The sequence below is a fragment of the Shewanella sp. Isolate8 genome (assembly GCF_022398495.1).
In the GTDB taxonomy this organism is placed as follows: Bacteria; Pseudomonadota; Gammaproteobacteria; order Enterobacterales; family Shewanellaceae; genus Shewanella; species Shewanella aquimarina.
Genome location: NZ_JAKEVI010000001.1, coordinates 2,026,478 through 2,046,958, shown reverse-complemented (window position 1 = coordinate 2,046,958; position 20,481 = coordinate 2,026,478). Strand labels below are relative to the sequence as shown.

General features: G+C 51.2%; 16 protein-coding genes. 14 read left to right on the top strand and 2 right to left on the bottom strand.

What is annotated here, in order from left to right; genetic code table 11:
* Positions 1-96: 96 nt before the first annotated feature.
* A complete protein-coding gene (gene dusC / locus L1D43_RS08915) occupies positions 97-1,026 on the bottom strand; it encodes a tRNA dihydrouridine(16) synthase DusC (protein ID WP_239850860.1) in 930 nt (309 codons plus the stop codon).
* A 441-nt stretch (positions 1,027-1,467) separates the two neighbouring features.
* Here dusC and L1D43_RS08910 point away from each other — a divergent pair, with 441 nt between their 5' ends.
* From L1D43_RS08910 to L1D43_RS08850, 13 genes are all read left to right on the top strand, one after another.
* Positions 1,468-1,941: a hypothetical protein gene (locus L1D43_RS08910; protein WP_239850858.1), complete on the top strand. Its 474-nt coding sequence runs from the start codon at positions 1,468-1,470 to the stop codon at positions 1,939-1,941.
* A gap of 102 nt (positions 1,942-2,043) precedes the next feature.
* Positions 2,044-2,880, top strand: a complete 837-nt coding sequence (locus tag L1D43_RS08905) for a DUF692 domain-containing protein (protein ID WP_239850856.1) — start codon at positions 2,044-2,046, stop codon at positions 2,878-2,880.
* Positions 2,881-3,624: a putative DNA-binding domain-containing protein gene (locus L1D43_RS08900; protein ID WP_239850855.1), complete on the top strand. Its 744-nt coding sequence runs from the start codon at positions 2,881-2,883 to the stop codon at positions 3,622-3,624.
* A gap of 299 nt (positions 3,625-3,923) precedes the next feature.
* Complete coding sequence (locus L1D43_RS08895) at positions 3,924-4,292, top strand: YbaN family protein (protein WP_239850854.1); 369 nt, start codon at positions 3,924-3,926, stop codon at positions 4,290-4,292.
* A 159-nt stretch (positions 4,293-4,451) separates the two neighbouring features.
* On the top strand, positions 4,452-5,006 hold the full coding sequence (apt, locus tag L1D43_RS08890; RefSeq protein ID WP_083764354.1) for an adenine phosphoribosyltransferase: 555 nt from the start codon (positions 4,452-4,454) through the stop codon (positions 5,004-5,006).
* A 384-nt stretch (positions 5,007-5,390) separates the two neighbouring features.
* Positions 5,391-8,552 (top strand): DNA polymerase III subunit gamma/tau, encoded by a 3,162-nt coding sequence (gene dnaX / locus L1D43_RS08885; protein WP_239850853.1) that lies wholly within the window; start codon positions 5,391-5,393, stop codon positions 8,550-8,552.
* A 234-nt stretch (positions 8,553-8,786) separates the two neighbouring features.
* Positions 8,787-9,116: a YbaB/EbfC family nucleoid-associated protein gene (locus L1D43_RS08880; RefSeq protein ID WP_011866032.1), complete on the top strand. Its 330-nt coding sequence runs from the start codon at positions 8,787-8,789 to the stop codon at positions 9,114-9,116.
* 2 nt (positions 9,117-9,118) lie between these two features.
* Entirely contained in the window at positions 9,119-9,718 is a 600-nt protein-coding gene (recR, locus tag L1D43_RS08875; protein ID WP_239850852.1) for a recombination mediator RecR, read from the top strand.
* 154 nt (positions 9,719-9,872) lie between these two features.
* Entirely contained in the window at positions 9,873-11,792 is a 1,920-nt protein-coding gene (gene htpG, locus L1D43_RS08870; RefSeq protein WP_239850851.1) for a molecular chaperone HtpG, read from the top strand.
* Positions 11,793-11,930: 138 nt separating this feature from the next.
* The gene (locus L1D43_RS08865) at positions 11,931-12,770 is read left to right on the top strand and encodes a tetratricopeptide repeat protein (RefSeq protein WP_239850850.1); all 840 of its coding nucleotides are present in this window, start codon (positions 11,931-11,933) and stop codon (positions 12,768-12,770) included.
* Positions 12,771-12,966: 196 nt separating this feature from the next.
* Positions 12,967-13,611 (top strand): adenylate kinase, encoded by a 645-nt coding sequence (adk, locus tag L1D43_RS08860; protein ID WP_160793579.1) that lies wholly within the window; start codon positions 12,967-12,969, stop codon positions 13,609-13,611.
* Between the two features lie 122 nt (positions 13,612-13,733).
* Positions 13,734-14,747: a ferrochelatase gene (gene hemH, locus L1D43_RS08855; RefSeq protein WP_239850848.1), complete on the top strand. Its 1,014-nt coding sequence runs from the start codon at positions 13,734-13,736 to the stop codon at positions 14,745-14,747.
* Positions 14,748-14,944: 197 nt separating this feature from the next.
* Entirely contained in the window at positions 14,945-16,249 is a 1,305-nt protein-coding gene (locus L1D43_RS08850; protein ID WP_041511024.1) for an inosine/guanosine kinase, read from the top strand.
* A 125-nt stretch (positions 16,250-16,374) separates the two neighbouring features.
* Here the strand turns inward: L1D43_RS08850 and L1D43_RS08845 are convergent, their stop codons facing one another.
* A complete protein-coding gene (locus L1D43_RS08845; RefSeq protein ID WP_239850840.1) occupies positions 16,375-17,694 on the bottom strand; it encodes a dicarboxylate/amino acid:cation symporter in 1,320 nt (439 codons plus the stop codon).
* Positions 17,695-17,910: 216 nt separating this feature from the next.
* Between L1D43_RS08845 and L1D43_RS08840 the strand changes: the two genes are divergently transcribed.
* A complete protein-coding gene (locus L1D43_RS08840; RefSeq protein WP_239850838.1) occupies positions 17,911-20,433 on the top strand; it encodes a hypothetical protein in 2,523 nt (840 codons plus the stop codon).
* Positions 20,434-20,481: the final 48 nt, after the last annotated feature.

The following is a 20,481-nucleotide window of genomic DNA, read 5'->3' as shown; positions in this document are numbered from 1 at the left end:
AAGATCAGACCAGTTAAGGAGAGACTGGGCTGGTTATTTGTCGCGCCTTACGTTAGGGAGGGTTAGCAGACGCGACAGATGGGCATAAGGTGAGTGTTAGCTGCCGCGCAGCAGGGATAAGATACTCTGGGTATCTTTCAGTACACGCACCTGACGGAATAGGGCTTCGCCCTCCTCATAGTGACGGGCGATAAACCTGAGCCACTGTTTGATACGCGCCGGATAGTATTTCTCTTTCTCGCTGACGATCTCAAACTCCGAATACTGCAGCAGTAGCGCCAAAACATCAGTCCAAGGCATGGGTGACTGATTACCTTTAACCACGTGGGCCAGGTTAGGAATGGTCAGGGCGCCACGTCCTAGCATGACGTCATCACAGCCGCTGGCCTCGCGGCATTTGAGGTAATCTTCTCTGCCCCAGATCTCTCCGTTGGCAATGATGGGCAGGGAGGTCACCGATTTGATCTGCGCTATATATTCCCAGTGGGCCGGTGGCCGATAGGCCTCCTCTTTAGTGCGGGCGTGTACCGTGAGCTCGGTGGCGCCGGCTGCTTCGATGGCCTGGGCGATTTCGGTGCAGCGGCTCTTGTCATCCCACCCCAGACGGATCTTGGCCGACACGGGTTTGTCCCTGGGCACCGCCTGCCTGACGGCCTGGGTCACCCGGTAGATGGTCTCCGGCTCCTTTAATAGTGCGGCGCCGCCTTTACTGCGATTAACCATAGGTGCCGGGCAGCCATAGTTAAGATCCACGCCGCGAGAACCCAGCTCGACGGCGCGAATGGCATTTTCGGCCATCCAGTTGGGTTCCTGTCCCAGCAGTTGCAGGCGTACCGGGGTGCCGGAGGCGGTTTTACATTGATATTTCAGTTCGGCGCAGAGTCGGTAGAAGACTTTCTCAGGCAGTAGCTGATCGACAACGCGAATAAATTCGCTGATCACCATGTCATAGCCGCCAACGCTGGTTAGCAGGGCTCGCATCGGGGCGTCGGCAACGCCTTCCATCGGGGCTAATATGACACGCATGATTCTCGTTTTCTCATTAATTCAAGGCGCAGAGCCTAAAAAGGTGAACCTGTCGGCCATGGTGTACGTACTGCTTCAGTACTGCATTGCCAGGCCGGGTAAAAGGGCGCTTATTCTACGTCAAGCACCTGGCAGATACAAAGCCTGTGTGCGTGCGGGAAGGGGTGGGGATAACGGCTGTGCCCAGCCAAACTTATGAGTCAGATGCGAGCATCTTTTGTTATCTATGACTGGCTTATCGATTTTTAGTCAATAAAGACGTGAGATCAATCGATTACTGCTGTTTAGATGCTTGCGCTAACACATAATTTGGGTCATAAATGTGATGCCTGATAAGTTTTTTGAAATAAAAAGCTAGGGGGCCGGGTCATATTATCCGAGCCAGCAACGCACTGATGTTGGCAAACCATTGCATATAAGAGATCAACAAAGGAAGAGATTATGAAATTAGTTAAGAATACTGCTGTTGCTGTAGCGTTAGGCACTGTGTTTGTTGGTAGCGCGTTTGCGGCGCAGGCTCAAGCTAATCCGTTTGGTTACAGTGAAATGCAAGCTGGTTACCAGATCGCCGATGGCGAAGGTAAGTGTGGCGAAGGTAAGTGCGGCGAGAACATGAAGAAAGGCGCCAAAGAAGGTAAGTGCGGCGAGAACATGAAAGCCAAAGAGGGTAAATGTGGCGAAGGTATGAAGAAAGGCGCCAAAGAAGGTAAGTGTGGTGAAGGTAAGTGCGGCGCCCAGATGAAGGCTCAGAAAGAGGGTAAGTGCGGCGAGAACATGAAAGCCAAAGAAGGTAAGTGTGGCGAGAACATGAAAGCCAAAGAAGGTAAGTGTGGCGAGAACATGAAGGCCAAAGAGGGCAAGTGTGGCGAAGGAATGAAGAAAGGCAAAGAAGGCAAGTGTGGTGGCCACAAGTAATCGGCCTTAAGGCAATTGCCCATGTCGATTAGGCCAGTATTCACTGGCCTAATTTTTTTTACATAAGGTAAATGCGTCAATTTGTTCACTAGAGGTGAAGTGATGATGACACAAGCTAAGGTGGGTCTAGGCCTGCGCCGTGAGATGCTAGATGAGTTTTGCCAGTCGGTTCCAAGTGCCATCGATTTTTTCGAGGTGGCGCCTGAGAACTGGATGACACTTGGCGGTAAATTTGGCCGTCAATTTAGGCAGTTAACAGAGAAGCACAAGTTTTTCTGCCACGGGCTGTCGCTCTCTATCGGTAGTCCGGAGCCCCTAGATACGCGTTTCGTTAAGCAGGTTAAAACCTTTCTCGACCATCATGGTATCGATATCTATTCGGAGCACCTAAGTTACTGCTCGGGCAAGGGCCATCTGTATGACTTGATGCCTATCCCCTTTACCCATGAGGCGGTGCGTCATGTTGCTAAGCGAATTGAGCAGGTTCAGGACATTCTTGAGCGCCCCTTCATCTTGGAAAATGTCTCTTTCTACGCCGCGCCCGGTAGCGAGATGAGTGAATGCGAGTTTGTCAATGCCGTGCTGGAAGAGGCGGATTGTCGACTGCTGCTGGATGTGAATAACATCTATGTTAATTCGATTAATCATCAATATGATGCCGAGGCCTTCCTGAAGGCCATGCCCTGTGAACGCATCGCCTACCTGCATATTGCCGGTCATTACGATGAGGCGGAGGATCTTAAGGTTGATACCCATGGCAGCGATGTTATCGATCCCGTCTGGCGCTTGTTAGCGCTTTGCTATCAGACCCACGGCGTGTTTCCAACCTTGCTCGAGCGCGACTTTAATATTCCCGCCACCGCAGAGTTGCTAAAAGAGATCAATAGGATACACGACTATCAGGCCCAGGCATTGCAGCCCAGTCACCGGAGTGCCTAAATGAGTTTTACCCAAGTTCAACAGTCGTTCATCGATTACATCAAAGATCCCTCATCGCCCCTGCCGCAGGGGACAGATGCCAGACGCATGGGGATCTATCGCGAGCTGTTTTTTAACAATGTGAAGGGCTTTGTCGCCAGCGGTTTTCCCGTGCTCTGCTCCCTGTATGAGGAAGAGACCTGGCAGGCGCTCGTTCAGCGGTTTTTTGCCACACACGACTGCCAGACGCCGATTTTCATCGAGATTGCCCAGGAGTTTTTGCTGTTCTTGCAAAACGAATATCAGATGAGCGAGCAAGACCCGGCCTTCATGCTCGAGCTGGCTCACTACGAATGGTTGGAGCTGGTGGTTGCCACGGCACCCGATGATAGACAGTCCCAGCGCCTGGATGCACAAAGCATAGAAGCGCGTCCGCTGGCGTTAAGCCTGGCCGCCCGTGTGGCGCAATATCATTTTGAGGTGCAGCGCATCAGCCCAGACTATCGTCCCGAGCTGCCCAGTGAGCAGCCGAACTTTTTCTGCCTCTATCGGGATAGCAGTGATGAAGTGTGTTTCTTGCAGCTTAATCCGCTTACCGCTCAGGTACTTGCCTACATAGGTCAACAAGATGGTGTGGGCTTTACGGCCTTGTGTGACTGGTTAACCCAGCTCTACCAGCAGATGCCCAGGCAGCAGATTGTGGAAGGCTGTAGGCAGCTGCTAGCGGATATGGCCGAGCGGGGGATAGTGGTCGCCGCGAGATAAAATTTGTCCAAATTAGTCCTTTCTATCGTGCTGGCTTGTCTCTATAATGGCGGCGAAAATTGATCTAGATCAATAAAAGTTGTCAATCATGAGTGAGGAAAGTATGAGTCAGCCGTTTAAAGACCCGTTTAATTTTGTTTATTTTCTTGGTTTCTTGCTGGTAATGATGTTGCCTACGCTGCCAGCTACCCTGTCATGGTTGAAACACCTAAACCTGATCTCTTAAGCATCTAGCCTAACGAGCGAACTCAGGTATACTAACCACTCATTTATGAGTGGTTTTTTTATGCGAGGAATTCATGGTCATCAAGCGGGGCTTCTATTTACTCATAGGCCTTAGCAGTCTGTTTTTGGGCCTGCTAGGCATCGCCGTTCCGCTTTTGCCGACTGTGCCTTTTATCTTGCTAGCGGCCTTCTGTTTTGCCCGCTCGAGTGAACGTCTCCATGCCTGGCTGATGACCCACCCCTGGTTTGCCGATGCGCTGCAGAACTGGCACAACGAGCGTGCCATTCGCCGCGGCTTGAAGCGCAAGGCCTATATCGCCACCTGTTTAAGTTTTAGCGTGAGTATCATCTTGGTGCCGCTGCTGTGGGTGAAGTTGATGCTGCTGGCCATGCTGACAGGCTTGCTGCTTTACCTTAGGCAAATTCCCGAATTAGATGACTGATTGTGAACTTAGGTTGTGAACCTTGGCGGTGAGTTTGGTTAAGCTTTGTGACATTCGCTGTTGCAACCCATACCAAAGGAGCTTAAGCTTTAGCCGAAAATTCTAGTCAAAACTGGCCCTATGGCCAGTTTGTCCTTTTTAAGGGCTCAAACGAAAAAGATGGTAGTAATGAATACAGACAAGTTAGCCTTGATCAAGCAGAGCATTAAGACAATTCCAGATTATCCGAAACCAGGGATCATGTTTCGCGATGTAACCAGTTTAATGGAAGACCCAGCGGCCTATCAGGCGACGATTGCCCTGTTTGTTGAGCGCTATAAAGATCTTGGTGTGACCAAAGTGGTGGGCACCGAGGCACGTGGTTTCCTTTTCGGCGCGCCTCTGGCGTTAGAGCTTGGCGTCGGTTTCGTGCCTGTACGTAAGCCAGGTAAACTGCCGCGTGAAACTATCTCTGAGAGTTATGAGCTGGAATATGGCCATGACATGCTGGAGATCCACACGGATGCCATTAAGCCGGGCGATAAGGTTTTGGTGGTCGACGATCTGCTTGCCACTGGCGGCACTATCGAAGCGACAGTAAAGCTTATCCGTCAGCTAGGCGGCGAGGTTGAGCATGCGGCGTTTGTGATTTCTCTGCCAGAGCTTGGCGGCGAGCATCGTCTTGCCGAGATGGGCCTCTCATTGATGACACTATGTGAGTTCGAAGGCGAGTAATACCGTCTAATTGATCACTCATGTCGATCATATAAGTGCCGTGGCTATGCCGCGGCATTTTGCTATCAGGGCCTCTGTGATGTTAGGCCGATGAGATATGTGAACCTGCTGTCTACCCCATGGGATTGATGGCGTGGGAGAAGGCGAGCATTGCCCTGTTAACTCGCTAAAGACTGACTAAAGAGTGGCTCAAGATGGCTTAGAAATCGGCCTTTAAATGGCTGGCAAAGCGGGTGATAGGTTAAACATGAAGCAAGCTGGCTTAACAAAGATAAATTAAGGCGCGCTAAGCGCTTAGCTTGCTAGCGAGATGGACCTTGGCATGTTATTGTTTGCTGATTAATGAAGTGTGCTTCGTAATAGTTACCAACCTTGGGGAGTTTCATGTCATATCAGGTGTTAGCCAGAAAATGGCGGCCTGCAACATTTGAGCAAGTCGTCGGTCAGTCACATGTGCTACATGCCCTTACCAATGCCTTATCGCAAAATCGCCTACATCATGCTTACCTGTTTACCGGTACCCGAGGGGTGGGTAAGACGAGTCTGGCCAGGCTATTTGCCAAGGGACTGAACTGTGAGCAAGGGGTAACGGCCTCGCCCTGTGGCCAATGTGCCAGCTGTGTCGAGATCGCCCAGGGTCGTTTTGTGGATCTTATCGAGGTGGATGCGGCGTCGCGCACTAAGGTCGACGACACCCGCGAGTTACTGGACAACGTTCAGTATCGCCCCACACGCGGCCGCTTCAAGGTGTATCTGATCGATGAAGTGCACATGCTTTCCCGTAGCAGCTTCAATGCGCTGTTGAAGACGCTGGAAGAGCCGCCGGAACATGTTAAATTCCTGCTGGCGACCACAGACCCCCAGCGTCTGCCGGTAACTGTACTCTCACGCTGTCTGCAATTTAATCTTAAGAGCCTGACGCTCGATGAGATCTGTGTGCAGCTTGGTCACATCCTATCTCAGGAGCAGGTGGGGTATGACGATGGCGCGGTAAAACTACTCGCCAAGGCCGCCAACGGCAGTATGCGTGATGCCTTGAGCTTAACGGATCAGGCGATCGCCTTCGGGGCCGGTCAGGTGAGGCTTGCCCAGGTTCAGACCATGCTGGGGACCATAGATGAGCATCATGTGATCGTCTTGCTCAAGGCTCTGTGCGATGGTGATGTCGACAAGTTGCTGACGGTCACTGGGGAGGTGCTATCCTTTGGCGCCGATCCCCATGAGGTGCTGCGTAGCCTGCTGGAACTGCTGCATCAGATCACCTTGACCCAATTTGCGCCGAGTGCCGCTCAGCTATCTCAATATGCCGAGCAGATCAAGGCCTTCGCCAAACAGCTGAGATCCGAGCAGGTACAGCTCTATTATCAACTATTGCTAAATGGTCGCCAGGATTTGCCCCATGCGCCAGATCCTAAATCCGGTCTCGAGATGGCGCTGCTGCGCGCCATCGCCTTTGTGCCCGAGGCACCCGTGCAGCGCTGGATGGGCGAGGCAGGTAGCGAGATCCTCTTGCCAGACACTCTTTTACCAGAACAGGGCAAGGGTGAAGATGTTGCGCCAACCTCTGCTAGGCCAGATGGAACAGTTAAGTCGGTGAAACCTGCTGAGTCTGTGCCAAATAGTCAGATCGAAGTGGAAGCCGAGGTTGAAGAAAAAGCTAAGGTTGAGGCCAGCTGTGAAGCAAATGCGGCAATGTTGTCCCGAGACGATGCGCAAACGTCAACTGCAGAGCACACGAACAAGTTAAGCGATACTGACGGCCCATTTGAAGCGAATTTAGTTGCAGTGGATTTAGTTGAAGCTGATTCGACAGAAAAGGATGCGCTTGAAGAGGATGAGGGCGCACTCGAGCTGTTTGCCGAGCAGCAGCTGATCTTGAGCCAGGCCCAAAGCCAAGGGCACAGCCCTGAGCCTGAATCTAGTCCTGAGCCGAGCTCGCAAGAAACAAGCTCGGCAAATAAAAATCCCGTAAGCGAAGCATCTGCCGAGTCTAAAGTGGATGCGTCGACGAGTGCTGCGATAGCACAAGGCGATGAAGCGGCTCTGCCTAGCGAGATTCAAACGCCTGCAGAAAGCGTCGAGCAAACAGCTTCAATAGCCGAGCAAGCCAGTTCGTCAGCAGACGAGAGTGGCAGTTTTTACGATGATCTCTATTTCAGCTCAGATGAAGATGAGTCTGGCGACCCAAGCGACTATGAAGCCTATCTTGCCTATCAGCAGGGACAGGATAATCCGGCGTCTGGCGATATTTCTTCCTCTGAGGCGACAACGCAGGCTGACAACAGTGCCCAGACTATTAGCGCTCCGGTAAGTGAAAATGCCCCCCATGGCGGCATGGCCACCGGTACAGCATCGGCGAGTGAAGAAACCACGCCCAACCTGTTAGAAGATGATCTGCTCGACGCCGTGCTGAATGCGCGTCAGAGTCTGCTTAGCGATCTTGAGGAAGATGCGGCTAAGGAGGACGCGGCTAAGGAGAGCGCATCAAAAAAGCCCCTAGTCGGCGCTAAAAAGCCTGGGGCTAACCAGGCTCAGCCAAGTAGTGAGCAGCAGGCTGGCGAAGATAATCAGTTTGGCGCAGCGCCTTATGTGCCGCCCAAACGGCCAGAGCAAGCAGCCCTGAGCGTAGAAGCTGTCTCGAACACGGCTGTGACGACTGATGCAGGTATGACTGAGGCTGGGAAGACTGAGCATGGGACGAAAGCGCCTGAGACGCAGAATGATAATTCTGCGCAGAAACCTACTGCGTACCTAAATGATGAAGACAGGCCGCCTTGGGAATCACCTGAGCCAAGCCAGCAGGTGATGATCGCGCCAAGCAATGAAGCGCCTAATCTTGCTGGGCAAGTTGATACTCAATCTGAGTCACACGCCCGCGCTGATGCCGCTGCTCAGACTCAACAAGGCTTGGATGATCTCAGTTTGGAGGACCAAAGCTCGGATGACCAAGGTACAAATGAAAGCGCTGCTATCGGCAATCATCCCGTCCAGAGTCCTGCAGCGCAGGAATCTTCTGCATCTTCAGCGGTAACTCAGCCCGTCAGTCAGACGACCCGGGTGGCCTTTGTGGCCGATGAGATCACAGGGCACGATACGGATCTTAAGTGGTACCGCTTGATGTCGGCGCTGGAGATCGGCGGCCGGGTAAGACAGCTGGCGGTCAACGCCGTATGTAAGGCCTTTAGTGAGCCACTGCCTTTGGTGCTCAAACCCAATCAGAAGCACTTGGCGGCGCCAGGCGCCATCACGCAGCTCGAAGATGCCTTGTCTAAGGCGTTAGGCGGCAGCTGTCAGGTGGCGTTTAGTGTCGGGGTCGAGCCTGAGCGCGAGACGCCGCTAGAGATCCGTCAGCGTTTTCATCGTGAGCTGCTCGAGCTGGCGCATCAGGGGTTATTGCAAGATGAGAACATTCGATGGCTGACACAGGTGATGCAGGCAGAGATGGAGCCAGACAGCTTAAGTTATCTGCCGGAGCTGCTGGGTAAGCGGGGCCAGACGATAGCACTTATCGATAAGTCGAACTTTGTGGCTATTGAAGAGTCTTAACTCTCGTTAGTTGTCAGCTGAGTCTGTCGCTAGAACGAGTCATTAGTGTTGTGAGTTAGCTGTAATGCACTCTCACGGCGAGCCAGCTGTAATGAGCCTGGTGCGATGAGCCCGCTGAGTGCGACGAAAGGGCTCGCAGGTCATAAGTTTTAAGATTGGTGATCAGCTTTGATTGCTTATTGGTGCTAATTCAGTAAGATTAGCCAGTTTTTTTAATATTGAAGAGAACTCGATATGTTTGGAAAAGGCGGTATGGGCAACCTGATGAAACAGGCCCAGATGATGCAAGACAAGATGGCTAAGGTGCAAGAAGAGATCGCACGCATGGAAGTGACCGGTGAAGCCGGCGCTGGTCTTGTTAAAGTCACTATGACAGGCTCTCACAGTGTACGTAAGGTCGAGATCGACCCAAGCCTGCTAGAAGATGACAAAGAGATGCTCGAAGATCTGATCGCGGCAGCTTGCAACGATGCGGCGCGTCGTGTCGAAGAGAGTCAGAAAGAGAAGATGGCAGAAGTCACAGGCGGCATGCAGTTGCCACCTGGCATGAAGATGCCTTTCTAAAGATGAAATTTAGTCCCCTGGTCGACGAGTTGATCCAGTCGCTACGCTGCTTGCCCGGGGTTGGCCCCAAGTCGGCACAGCGCATGGCGTTTCAATTGTTAGAGCGCGACCGTAAGGCGGGTCATAAGCTGGCCCAGGCGCTGTCGAGCGCCATGAGTGATGTGGGGCACTGCAGCAGCTGTCGTACCTTCACCGAAGAGAGTCTGTGTCCTATCTGCGCCAGTAGTCGTCGTGGCAACTCAGATTTGATCTGTGTGGTCGAGACGCCCGCCGATGTATTGGCGATCGAAGCCGGTGGTCATTTCTCGGGGCGTTATTTTGTGCTCTTAGGGCATCTGTCACCGCTCGATGGTGTGGGGCCGGACGAGCTGGGCTTGAGTCTGCTTGAGACTCACCTGGCCAGTGGTGAGGTGACCGAACTTATCCTGGCCACCAATCCGACGGTGGAAGGGGACGCCACGGCGCACTTTATCGCCGATATGGCCAAGCAGCATGAGATCAAGGTGAGCCGTATCGCTCACGGTGTGCCAGTGGGCGGTGAGCTCGAGTATGTCGACAGCACCACGCTGGCGCTCTCCTTTAATGGACGCATCCCGTTATAGGGCTTATTAAGCTCATCGATAAAATCCAGTTCATCATGAACTGGATTTTTTTTGAGCAAATAAACGGCTTTGCTTGTTTTTGGCTTGAAAAGTCAAAATCCAGCCCCATCTCTATTGCCATAAGCGTTTTTGTGAAATAGAGAAGGAAACATCCATGTCACATCAAGAAACCCATGGCTTTCAAACAGAAGTCAAACAACTCCTAAATTTGATGATCCACTCTTTATATTCTAATAAAGAGATTTTCTTGCGTGAATTGGTCTCTAACGCCGCCGATGCGGCCGATAAACTTCGCTACGAAGCTCTGACAAAAGATGAGCTTTATGAAGGCGATGGTGAGCTGCGCGTGCGTGTCAGTGCCGATAGCGAGAAGGGCACTGTGACCATCGAAGATAATGGTATCGGTATGACACGCGATGGCGTGATCGAACACCTGGGTACCATTGCTAAGTCTGGCACCGCGGAATTTTTTAAGAATCTATCGGGTGATGAGTCTAAAGACTCACAGCTGATCGGTCAGTTTGGTGTGGGCTTCTACTCGGCCTTCATCGTCGCCGACAAGGTCACGGTGCGCACTCGCGCCGCCGGTCACGCGGCCGATGAGGCGGTGCAGTGGGAATCGGCCGGTGAAGGCGAATTCACCGTCGAAAATATCGTCAAAGAGAGTCGCGGTACAGAGATCATCCTACACCTTCGCGAAGAAGAGAAAGAGTTTGCCAGTGATTATCGTCTGCGCTCTATCATCACCAAATACTCAGATCATATCTCGGTACCGGTAGAGATGTGGCAAGAAGGCACGCCAGCCCAGGAAGCGAGTGAGGAGGGCGGTGAAGCCATTCCTGCGACCGAAGGTCACTGGCAGGCGATGAACAAGGCGACCGCCCTGTGGACCCGCAACAAGAGCGATGTCAGCGACGAAGAGTATCAAGAGTTCTATAAGCATATCTCCCATGATTTTACCGACCCGCTACTGTGGAGCCACAACCGTGTCGAGGGTAAGCAGGAGTACACCAGCCTGCTGTACATACCATCGAAGGCACCTTGGGATCTGTGGAACCGTGACCGTAAACACGGCCTCAAGCTCTTCGTGCAACGCGTATTCGTGATGGACGATGCCGAGCAGTTTATGCCGAGCTACCTGCGTTTTGTGCAGGGTCTTATCGACTCTAACGATCTACCGCTAAACGTATCGCGTGAGATTTTGCAAGATAACAAGATCACCACCGCGTTGCGCACAGCTGTGACCAAGCGTGTGCTAGGTATGCTAGAGAAACTGGCTAAGAACGATCCCGAGAAGTATCAAACCTTCTGGGCCGAGTTTGGTCAGGTATTGAAAGAAGGTCCGGCGGAAGATTTCGCCAACAAGGAGAAGATCGCCGGTCTGCTGCGCTTTGCCTCGACTCACACCAATGAAGCGGCTCATACCGTATCATTGAGCGACTATGTTGAGCGCATGAAGGAAGGTCAGAGCAAGATCTACTACATCGTTGCCGATAGCCATGAAGCGGCGGCTAACAGCCCGCATCTCGAGTTGCTGCGTAAGAAAGGCATCGAGGTGCTCTTGATGTCAGAGCGTATCGACGAATGGTTGATCAACCATCTTACCGAGTTTGGCGGCAAGCAGCTGCACTCAGTGACCCGTGGCGACCTGGAACTTGGCGAGCTGGAAGACGCCGCCGAGAAAGAGGCGCAAGAGAAGCTGGAGACTGAATCTGAAGGTTTAGTGAAGCGCGTTAAAGAGGTTCTGGGTGATAAGGTGGCCGAGGTTAAGGTGACCAGTCGTCTCACCGATACCCCAGCCTGTGTGGTCGCCGGCGCCGGCGAAATGTCGTCGCAGATGATCAAGCTGATGCAAGCGGCCGGTCAGGCCGTACCAGAAAGCAAGCCTGTGTTTGAGCTCAACCCCGAGCATCCACTGGTGAAGCGTCTGGATAGCGAGCAAGATGAAGCGCTATTTGGTCAGTGGGCCGAGCTCTTGCTGCAGCAGGCACAACTGTCTGAGAAAGGCAGCCTGGCCGACCCGTCTGCCTTCATCAAACTGATGAACAAGATGTTGTTAGCCAGCTTAAAATAAATCTAAGCTAGAGTAAGTAAGAGGCAGTTTGACTGCCTCTTATGTTATCTACTTATCGCTAACTCAGTAAATGAGGCATGCGCTCTCAGATAAAGAGACACTCTTAAAGTAAAGAGCACTCTCAGGTAAAGAGACATTATGGATTCGGTATTGGATTTAACTAAAGAAAACATTCAGCTGGTGGTCGACGCCTCCATGCAGCAGGTGGTTGTCATGGCCTTCTGGAGCCAGCAGAGCCCAGAGAGCCTGCAGCTGATGCAGACGCTGACCCAGATCGCGGCGCAGGGGCGTTTCGTACTGGCCAAGGTCAACTGCGATCAGGAGATGGAGATAGCCAACTATTTTCAGATCCAGAGCCTGCCGACCACTTTGGTATTAAAAGAGGGTAAACCGGTCGATGGCTTTGCCGGCCTGCAGGAGGCGGCGCAGATCGAGGCGTTACTCGACCAGCATCTGCCCAAGGCTTGGCAAGTCGCCCTTAATCAAGCCAAGGTACAACTTGCTCAGGGCGATGCCGAAGGGGCACTGCCACTGTTAAAACAAGCCTATCAGGAGTGTCAGACGGCAGAAGTCTCTTTGGTATATGCCGATGCGCTGCTCGCCGTTGCCGACATCAATCAGGCCAAGGTGCTGCTTGACGCTATAGGTCTCGCCGACCAAGACGCCTACTATCAGAGCCTCAAGGCGAAGCTTTCGCTGGCGCTGGACGCCGCCGATACGCCCGAGATAAGGGGCCTGCTGGAAGAGGTTGAACAAAATCCCAGCGATTATGCCAAGCTCTTGTCACTTGCCAAGGCGCTACACAGTGCCAAGCGTGACGAGGAGGCGCTCGAGCGACTCTATCTGGTATTAAAGACAGATCTGCAGGCTCACCAGGGTGAGATTAAGCAGCTTTTCATGGAGATCCTTACCGCACTGGGTCAAGGGCATGCCGTGGCCAATCAATATCGCCGCAAATTATACACCTTGCTCTACTAAGGCATCTCTGCACTGGGCCAGTATGTCAGTGATATATGCTGGCCTCTATGCTTTATAAGGTGGTATGTGTGGTATCAGCCTAAAGTCGAATTAAAACTGGCCATACAGCCCTTCAAATGGACGGCCATTTGTGCGAAGATCGCCGCCCAATGATAAAACTAATAATCAAATCTATGCGAAATAAGAGGACTCTCAGATGCGCATTATGCTATTAGGTGCCCCAGGTGCCGGTAAAGGTACTCAAGCCCAATTCATCATGGAAAAATACGGCGTGCCACAAATTTCTACGGGCGACATGCTCCGTGCAGCCGTTAAAGCGGGAACGCCTCTGGGTCTCGAAGCGAAGAAAGTGATGGATGCAGGACAGTTGGTTTCTGATGAGCTGATTATTGGACTGGTTAAAGAGCGTATCGCCCAGGACGATTGCGCCAAGGGTTTCCTGCTTGACGGTTTCCCTCGCACCATTCCTCAGGCCGATGCGATGGCGGCTAGCGGTATCGATATCGATCACGTGATTGAAATTGATGTGCCAGACGAAGAGATCGTTAAGCGTATGAGTGGTCGTCGTGTTCATCCAGGTTCTGGCCGTGTTTATCACATCGTTTATAACCCACCTAAAGTGGAAGGCAAAGATGATGTGACTGGCGAAGACCTGGCGATTCGTCCCGATGACGAAGAGAGCACAGTGCGTAAGCGTCTTGGCATCTACCATGAGCAGACTAAGCCTCTGGTTGAGTACTATGGTAAAGTTGCCGAGCAAGGCAAGCTGACCTACAACAAGTTCGACGGCACTCAGAGTGTTGGCGACGTGAGCGAGGCTATCGTTAAGGCGATTGGCTAAGCCGGCTCCTTTAATGAGCTGCTTCTCATATTTGAAAAAGCCCACCTAGGTGGGCTTTTTTTATGTCAGGGTGGGTGCTAGCCTATCGCTATCCTTGTCAGAGAATATGAGTAGAGTAATTCTTGAACAAAGTCCACAACTTATCTCCCGCCAAACTTGGTGTCTTGCTGGTTAATCTCGGCACGCCAGATACGCCAACCCCTAAAGATGTTAGGCAGTTCCTGAAACAGTTTCTCAGCGACCCGCGCGTGGTCGACTTAAGCCCCTGGATCTGGAAACCCATACTCAATGGCATCATCTTAAATACTCGTCCCAAGGCGGTGGCCAAGCTCTATGAGTCTATCTGGTGGCCAGAAGGCTCGCCGCTGATGGTGATCAGCGAGCGTCAACGTGAGGCGCTAAGCGAGATACTTAAAGCGCGTCATGGTCGTGATATTCCGGTTGAGTTGGGGATGAGTTATGGCAATCCTTCGTTGTCTGCGGGTATCGATAAGCTGCTGACCAAGGGCGTCGAGCGCCTGGTGGTGCTCCCTCTATATCCACAATATTCCTGCTCGACAGTGGCACCGGTATTTGATGCCATCGCCAGCGATTACAAGCAACGTCGTAACTATCCCGAGACGCGCTTTAGTAAAGAATATTTTAACCATCCAGCCTATATTGCGGCATTGGCTGACTCTGTGCGGCGTCATTGGCAAGAAAAGGGACAGGGCGATTGCCTATTAATGTCCTTTCATGGTGTGCCGCTGCGTTATGTGACCGAGGGTGACCCTTATCAGGCACAGTGCCAACAAACGGCCCAGCTATTGGCCGAGGCATTAGGATTATCTGAATCACAGTGGCGCCTCTGTTTCCAATCGAAATTTGGTAAAGAGGAGTGGCTGACGCCAGCAACCGACGCCCTGCTTGAGAGCCTGCCAAGCCAAGGGGTTAAACGAGTGGATATTCTCTGCCCGGCCTTCGCGGTAGATTGTTTAGAGACGCTTGAAGAGATCTCGATTGGCGGCAAAGAGAGCTTTATCGAGGCGGGCGGCGAGGCCTATCATTTCATCCCTTGTCTGAACGACGATGAGGCTCATATGCAATTGCTAGCAGACCTGGTTACCGAGCAGGCGGCGGGTTGGCTTAAATCTTAAGCAAAGAATCGTATGTTAACGGCATAAATCACTGCCCGATGCTATTTTATATGGTACGATCCGCCGCCGAATTTTTATGGCGAAGGTGCCCGCGTTGCATAAATCACCACGCGGCCTGATAGACAGCAGACTAAGGGGGTCTAGTGTGCTGTCTGTTCTTATTTGATTCTGCATGGATGCATTAGAGTGAGTTCCTTATGAAGTTTCCCGGTCAACGTAAGTCGAAACATTACTTTCCAGTTAAGAATCGCGATCCATTATTGGCGCAGTTAACGCTGCAACCGCAGCATATTTCTACCCACATCAGTGGAATCGATCAGACGCTTGTCGATATCGAGGCCAAAGTGGGTGACGAGTTGCTTAGTCGTTACGCTTTACCAAAAGGAAACTCGACACTTATTGATGACGAGAAGGCGCATCAGCTCTACACCGAACTGAAAACTTCTGAGCTGATCAGCGATGAATTTGCCGGCGGTACCATAGGTAACACGGTACACAACTATTCTATTCTGGCCGACGATCGCTCGGTATTGTTTGGCGTGATGAGTAACCACATCGAAGTGGGCAGCTACGCCTATCGCTATCTGTGTAACACTTCATCTAAAGTGGATCTCAATTTTCTGCAGCCGGTCGATGGGCCGATTGGCCGTTGCTTTACCTTGATATCTGAATGTGGCGAGCGCACCTTCGCTATCAGCAAGGGTTCGATGGATAAGCTGACGCCAGAATATATCGACCAGGAGATAGTGCAAACTTCTTCGGCGTTAGTGCTGACGGCCTACCTGATGCGCGCCAGTGGCGGCGACAAGATCACCGATGCGGCGTTAAAAGCCATTGAATATGCCAAGGCCGCTGAGGTTCCAGTGGTGCTGACGTTAGGCACACGTTTCCTCATCGAAGAAGATCCACAGTGGTGGATAGAGTTCATTAAGGAAAATGTCACTATCCTTGCGATGAACGAAGATGAAGGCGAAGCCCTGACCGGCTTTAAAGATCCCTTGAGCGCCAGCAATGCAGCGCTTGAGTGGTGTGATATGGTGCTCACCACCGCGGGGCCATTGGGGCTCTATACCTCAGGTTATACCGAGGATTCGGAGAAGCGTGAAACCAGCCATACTTTGCTGCCAGGTGCGATCCCAGAATTCAACCGTTATGAGTTCTCAAGGCCTAAGCTAAAGCGTGATTGCCAGACACCGATCAAGGTGTTCGCTCATATCTCGCCTTACATGGGCGGCCCGGAAATTATCCGTAACACTAATGGCGCGGGTGACGGGGCGCTGGCGGCGCTACTGCACGACCTTGCCTCTAATACCTATCACAAGGCTAATGTGCCGGGCTCGAGCAAGCATAAGCGCGACGGCCTGTGTTATTCCTCTTTCTCACAGATCTGTAAGTATGCCAACCGCGTGGCCTATGAGGTGCTGGCGCAGCACAGTCCGCGCCTGTCTCGTGGTCTGCCTGAGCGGGAAGACAGCTTAGAAGAAGCCTATTGGGAACGATAGGGCTAGGGTTGCATTTGATGAGGCTGTTTTAGCGAGGGTCTGTTGAAGTGCACAGATGTTAAAAAGGCGTCCGTTGGACGCCTTTTTTTGTTTTTAATGTGCCGGTTTAAAGCCTGTATTAGGCTTTACTCTTTCAGCTCGGCATTCACCTGATCGACGAAGCTGCCTGCCGTCTTACCCGCCTGAGGATCATCGAACGTAGCCTGGTTAAAGGCATTTTCCGATTTAGCGATGATAACCGTCGCTACCGAATCGCCAGTAACGTTAACGGCAGTACGCACCATATCCAGCAATCTGTCGACCCCCATGATAAGGGCGATACCTTCTACGGGCAGACCCACCTGATTCAGCACCATTGCTAGCATGATAAGGCCGACACCAGGAACACCAGCGGTGCCGATAGAGGCTAGGGTTGCGGTTACTACCACCATGGCGTAATCGGTGATGGTGAGATCGATACCAAATACCTGGGCAATAAATACTGTGGCGACACCTTGCATAATCGCCGTGCCGTCCATGTTTATGGTCGCACCGAGGGGTAGAGTGAATGAGGCGACCTTGTTATCGACCCCAAGGCGGTGCTCTGCTGTCTCCAGGGTAACTGGCAGCGTGGCATTTGAGCTTGCCGTACTAAAGGCGAATAGCTGCACATCTCGCAGTTTTCGAATAAAGGTGATGGGGCTTAATCCGGAGAAGAGTTTTAATAGTACGGGATAGCTCACAAAGGCGTGCACTAATAATACCGCCAACACCACTGCGAAATATTTAACCACACTCTCAAAGGTTTCCAGACCCAAGGTTAAGGCGAGTTTACCCATGAGGGCAAATATACCATAGGGGGCCAGTTGCATGATGAGGGTGACCACGCGCATGATCACTTCATTTAAGTCGTTAAATAATGCCGATACGCGTCTGCCGCGCTCGCCAATATGAGAGATGGCAAAGCCAAATATCACCGCAAAGATGATGATCTGCAGCATATTCCCCTCTGTCATCGCTTGTATCGGGTTACGGGGAACGAGGTTGATCAATACATTGGAAAGGCTAGGGGCCTCCTTAACACTGTACTGCATGTTTTCTGCTGCAAGCGAGGCGTTTCCAGGATGGACGAGCAGGGCAACAAGAATGGCCATTGAGAGGGCGATAGCCGTGGTAAATAGATAAAAAGCGATGGTTTTTCCGCCGAGTCTGCCAAGGGATGATGGGTCGCTCAATGAACAGGTGCCGCATACCAAGGAGATGAAAACTAAAGGGACGACCAACATCTGTAAACTTGAGATAAAAATACTGCCGACGACGTTGAGTAGGCCGTCAGTAATATATTCTTGGATAAACTCACTTCCGGGAAAGAAACTGCGTAGCAGTAGCCCGATTAAAATGCCGCCAGCCATACCTATGAGTATTTTTCCGGTGAGGCCAATTTTTTTGTTTTGCGTGCCAGCCATAGTGCTTCCTGTATTATTTTTATGCTTTTCAATTTGCACCTAAAGCCTAGCAAGAAACCCTAGGTGATGAAATGGCTAAATAGTTAAAGTTTTTGTCACTTTTACGCGCTTAATTGCGATTAGTGATGGAAAAGTTATGGGAAAATTGTGTAATGTTAGCCTATAAGTAATAAGCAGATGCTTTCAATGATAATCTGAGTAACAGGGAGTCTGACAATGAAGTCAGCGTTTAAAGTTTTTACCTCATATTTATTTATGCTTTTTATTGTCGCCTGTAGCGGCGGGGGGAATGTCACAGACGATGGCTCGGGTGGTACGCCGACGCCGCCAACTATCTCTATTGAATTATCTATCGATAATACGCAGATCTCAGTGGCTGAACCTGCGATGATCACCGCTAAGGTTAAAGATTCGACCGGGGCAGCTGTTAGTACCTTAGTATCATTTAGTCTAAATAATGATACTTATGGTACTTTCTCTCCCGGTACGGGCGAGGTAGCTACCGATGCCGATGGTATTGCCAAGGTGCGCTTGGATACGGCTGCAATTAATACAGGCGCAACCATTACTGCAACCACTAGCTCTGGCGAGAGTGCATCGCTGAACGTCACCATGGTGGGTGATGGCGGTGAAGCCGGCGGTGGAGCGCAGGTTTCAGTGTCTCTTACCGACGGTGCCGGTAACCCTATTCAATCTATCAGCATCCTTGAGCCAGGGAAAATCACTGCAACAGTAACGGGCATCACTAAGCCTACAATTGTGACGTTTGCGACGACTATTGGCGATCTCCCTATCAAGACGGCCGTGACCGATTCTGAAGGAAAGGCGACAGTTGATATCTACGCGGGCAGTTCCTTAGGGGCAGGTGAAGTCACCGCCAGTCTGTCAACTAATGAAGTCGGTAAGACTATCGTTGTTGTCGGCGCGACAAATGTGGTGATGGGTAGCGGCGATCCTTTTGTACAGGGTAAGGCCGAGATTAGTACGGCAACCCTTTCTGCAGGTGGCACCGCAACGATTTCTGTTCTGATTCAAGATGATAAGGGAAATCCTTTTACTCAGCCTGTAGATGTTAATTTCTCCTCAACCTGTGCGACCAAGATTCCTGCTCAGGCCGAGATTAGCTCGCCGGTTTCATCGAGCAATGGTGTAGCGACATCGACCTATAGAGCTCAGGGCTGTGTGGGTGAAGATCAGATCAATGTTACGGCAAGTGCCGGTGGCATCAGTCTTTCGGCGACAGGTACGCTCAGTGTGCTGCAAGCCGATGTTGGTAGTATCGTATTTGACTCGGCAACGCCACAGAATATCGCCATCTTAGGGACGGGCGGCGTAGAGTCTTCTGTGGTGAAATTCAAGGTGTTAGATAAGAACAGTAACCCTGTTCCTAATCAGAATGTATTGTTCTCGCTCAACACTAAGGTTGGCGGTGTAGATATCTCACCTCTGCAGGCAACGACTAACAATGAAGGGATAGTACAGACTGTCGTTACTACAGGTACAGTGGCTACATCACTGCGTGTTACCGCGACCGTTGATAATGGTGCGGTACCAGCTATCTCAAGCCAGTCGAGTCAATTAATCGTATCTACCGGCATTCCTGACCAAGACAGTTTCTCACTTTCAGCCTCTGTACTTAATGCCGAAGGTTGGGACGAGGATGGCACAGAGGTTGTGGTGACTGCTCGTATGGCCGATGCCTTTAACAACCCAGTACCCGATGGCACAACAGTGTCGTTTACCACCGAAGGTGGTTCAATTGAGGATGCATGTCAGACAATCGGTGGTGCATGTTCGGTTAAATGGAAGAGTCAGTTACCGCGCCCAGACGGAAATACCTTGTTTAATGAGCAAGGTGATTATGTTGACATTGGACCAACTGCTGCTCTCAGATGCTTCGTTCTAAAAGAAACTGAAGATGATTCGGATGTTTGCGATATTTCGAATTCAGACCAGATTAGAATATATGGCAATTATTATGGCCAAGAGTATGGCGGTCGTGCAACTATCACTGCGACGGCCATTGGCGAGGAGTCATTCCCAGATCTCAATGGTAATGGTCGTTTCGATGCCAATGAGATGGATGAGTTTCTCAAAGGCACAGATGTTTCTGGGCAGTCTTATGATTTAAGTGATGCCTTCCGAGATTATAATGAGGACACTGTATTCAATCCACAGCCAGCAAATCAGCTAATAGGTCAAGATAAGGGCGGCGAAAAAGAGAGGCTAGTCGATTTTAATTCCAACGGTATCTTTGATGTTAAAGACAAGAAGTATAATGGCGTCTTGTGTTCTGACCCTGTCCATGCAGGTTGCGCCGATGGAGTAAGTGATTCTAAGTCGCTGTATGTTCGTCGTAGCTTAGTCATTGTGATGTCGGGCAGCACGGCTTATGCGACCGCTGCCGATGATATTCTGATTAGCGATAAAGATGGCGATCATTATGGTGGCAGCATTAACATCGTAGGTAAAGGTGCTGCTAGCGTATCTTTCACCATATCAGATCTGCATAACCAGCAGATGCCTGCAGGTTCTAAGGTTCGCTTTAAGACGAGTGCAGGTTCAGTGGTGAGTACCGCCGAATATGTCTGGCCAAGTTCAAACTATAATGGTGGCCGTGAATTTACTGTTACCTTGAAGGGTGAAGATGAACCTAACACAGGTGTGTTTATCGTCGAAGTGGAAACACCTGGTGGACTGATTACTCAGGTAGTCTCGATTGGAGTTAATATTCTCTAATATTCTTTGTTTAAAAAAGGCGCTTCAGGCGCCTTTTTTATTGAGTCA

What these genes read in the sequence shown, in the direction of transcription:
- L1D43_RS08850 (WP_041511024.1), top strand. Translation starts at nt 14,945, where the DNA reads ATGAAGTTTCCCGGTCAACGTAAGTCGAAACATTACTTTCCAGTTAAG.
- L1D43_RS08895 (WP_239850854.1), top strand. Translation starts at nt 3,924, where the DNA reads ATGGTCATCAAGCGGGGCTTCTATTTACTCATAGGCCTTAGCAGTCTG.
- recR (WP_239850852.1), top strand. Translation starts at nt 9,119, where the DNA reads ATGAAATTTAGTCCCCTGGTCGACGAGTTGATCCAGTCGCTACGCTGC.
- L1D43_RS08910 (WP_239850858.1), top strand. Translation starts at nt 1,468, where the DNA reads ATGAAATTAGTTAAGAATACTGCTGTTGCTGTAGCGTTAGGCACTGTG.
- htpG (WP_239850851.1), top strand. Translation starts at nt 9,873, where the DNA reads ATGTCACATCAAGAAACCCATGGCTTTCAAACAGAAGTCAAACAACTC.
- dusC (WP_239850860.1), bottom strand. Translation starts at nt 1,026, where the DNA reads ATGCGTGTCATATTAGCCCCGATGGAAGGCGTTGCCGACGCCCCGATG.
- dnaX (WP_239850853.1), top strand. Translation starts at nt 5,391, where the DNA reads ATGTCATATCAGGTGTTAGCCAGAAAATGGCGGCCTGCAACATTTGAG.
- apt (WP_083764354.1), top strand. Translation starts at nt 4,452, where the DNA reads ATGGTAGTAATGAATACAGACAAGTTAGCCTTGATCAAGCAGAGCATT.
- L1D43_RS08905 (WP_239850856.1), top strand. Translation starts at nt 2,044, where the DNA reads ATGATGACACAAGCTAAGGTGGGTCTAGGCCTGCGCCGTGAGATGCTA.
- L1D43_RS08845 (WP_239850840.1), bottom strand. Translation starts at nt 17,694, where the DNA reads ATGGCTGGCACGCAAAACAAAAAAATTGGCCTCACCGGAAAAATACTC.
- L1D43_RS08900 (WP_239850855.1), top strand. Translation starts at nt 2,881, where the DNA reads ATGAGTTTTACCCAAGTTCAACAGTCGTTCATCGATTACATCAAAGAT.
- L1D43_RS08840 (WP_239850838.1), top strand. Translation starts at nt 17,911, where the DNA reads ATGAAGTCAGCGTTTAAAGTTTTTACCTCATATTTATTTATGCTTTTT.
- L1D43_RS08880 (WP_011866032.1), top strand. Translation starts at nt 8,787, where the DNA reads ATGTTTGGAAAAGGCGGTATGGGCAACCTGATGAAACAGGCCCAGATG.
- adk (WP_160793579.1), top strand. Translation starts at nt 12,967, where the DNA reads ATGCGCATTATGCTATTAGGTGCCCCAGGTGCCGGTAAAGGTACTCAA.
- L1D43_RS08865 (WP_239850850.1), top strand. Translation starts at nt 11,931, where the DNA reads ATGGATTCGGTATTGGATTTAACTAAAGAAAACATTCAGCTGGTGGTC.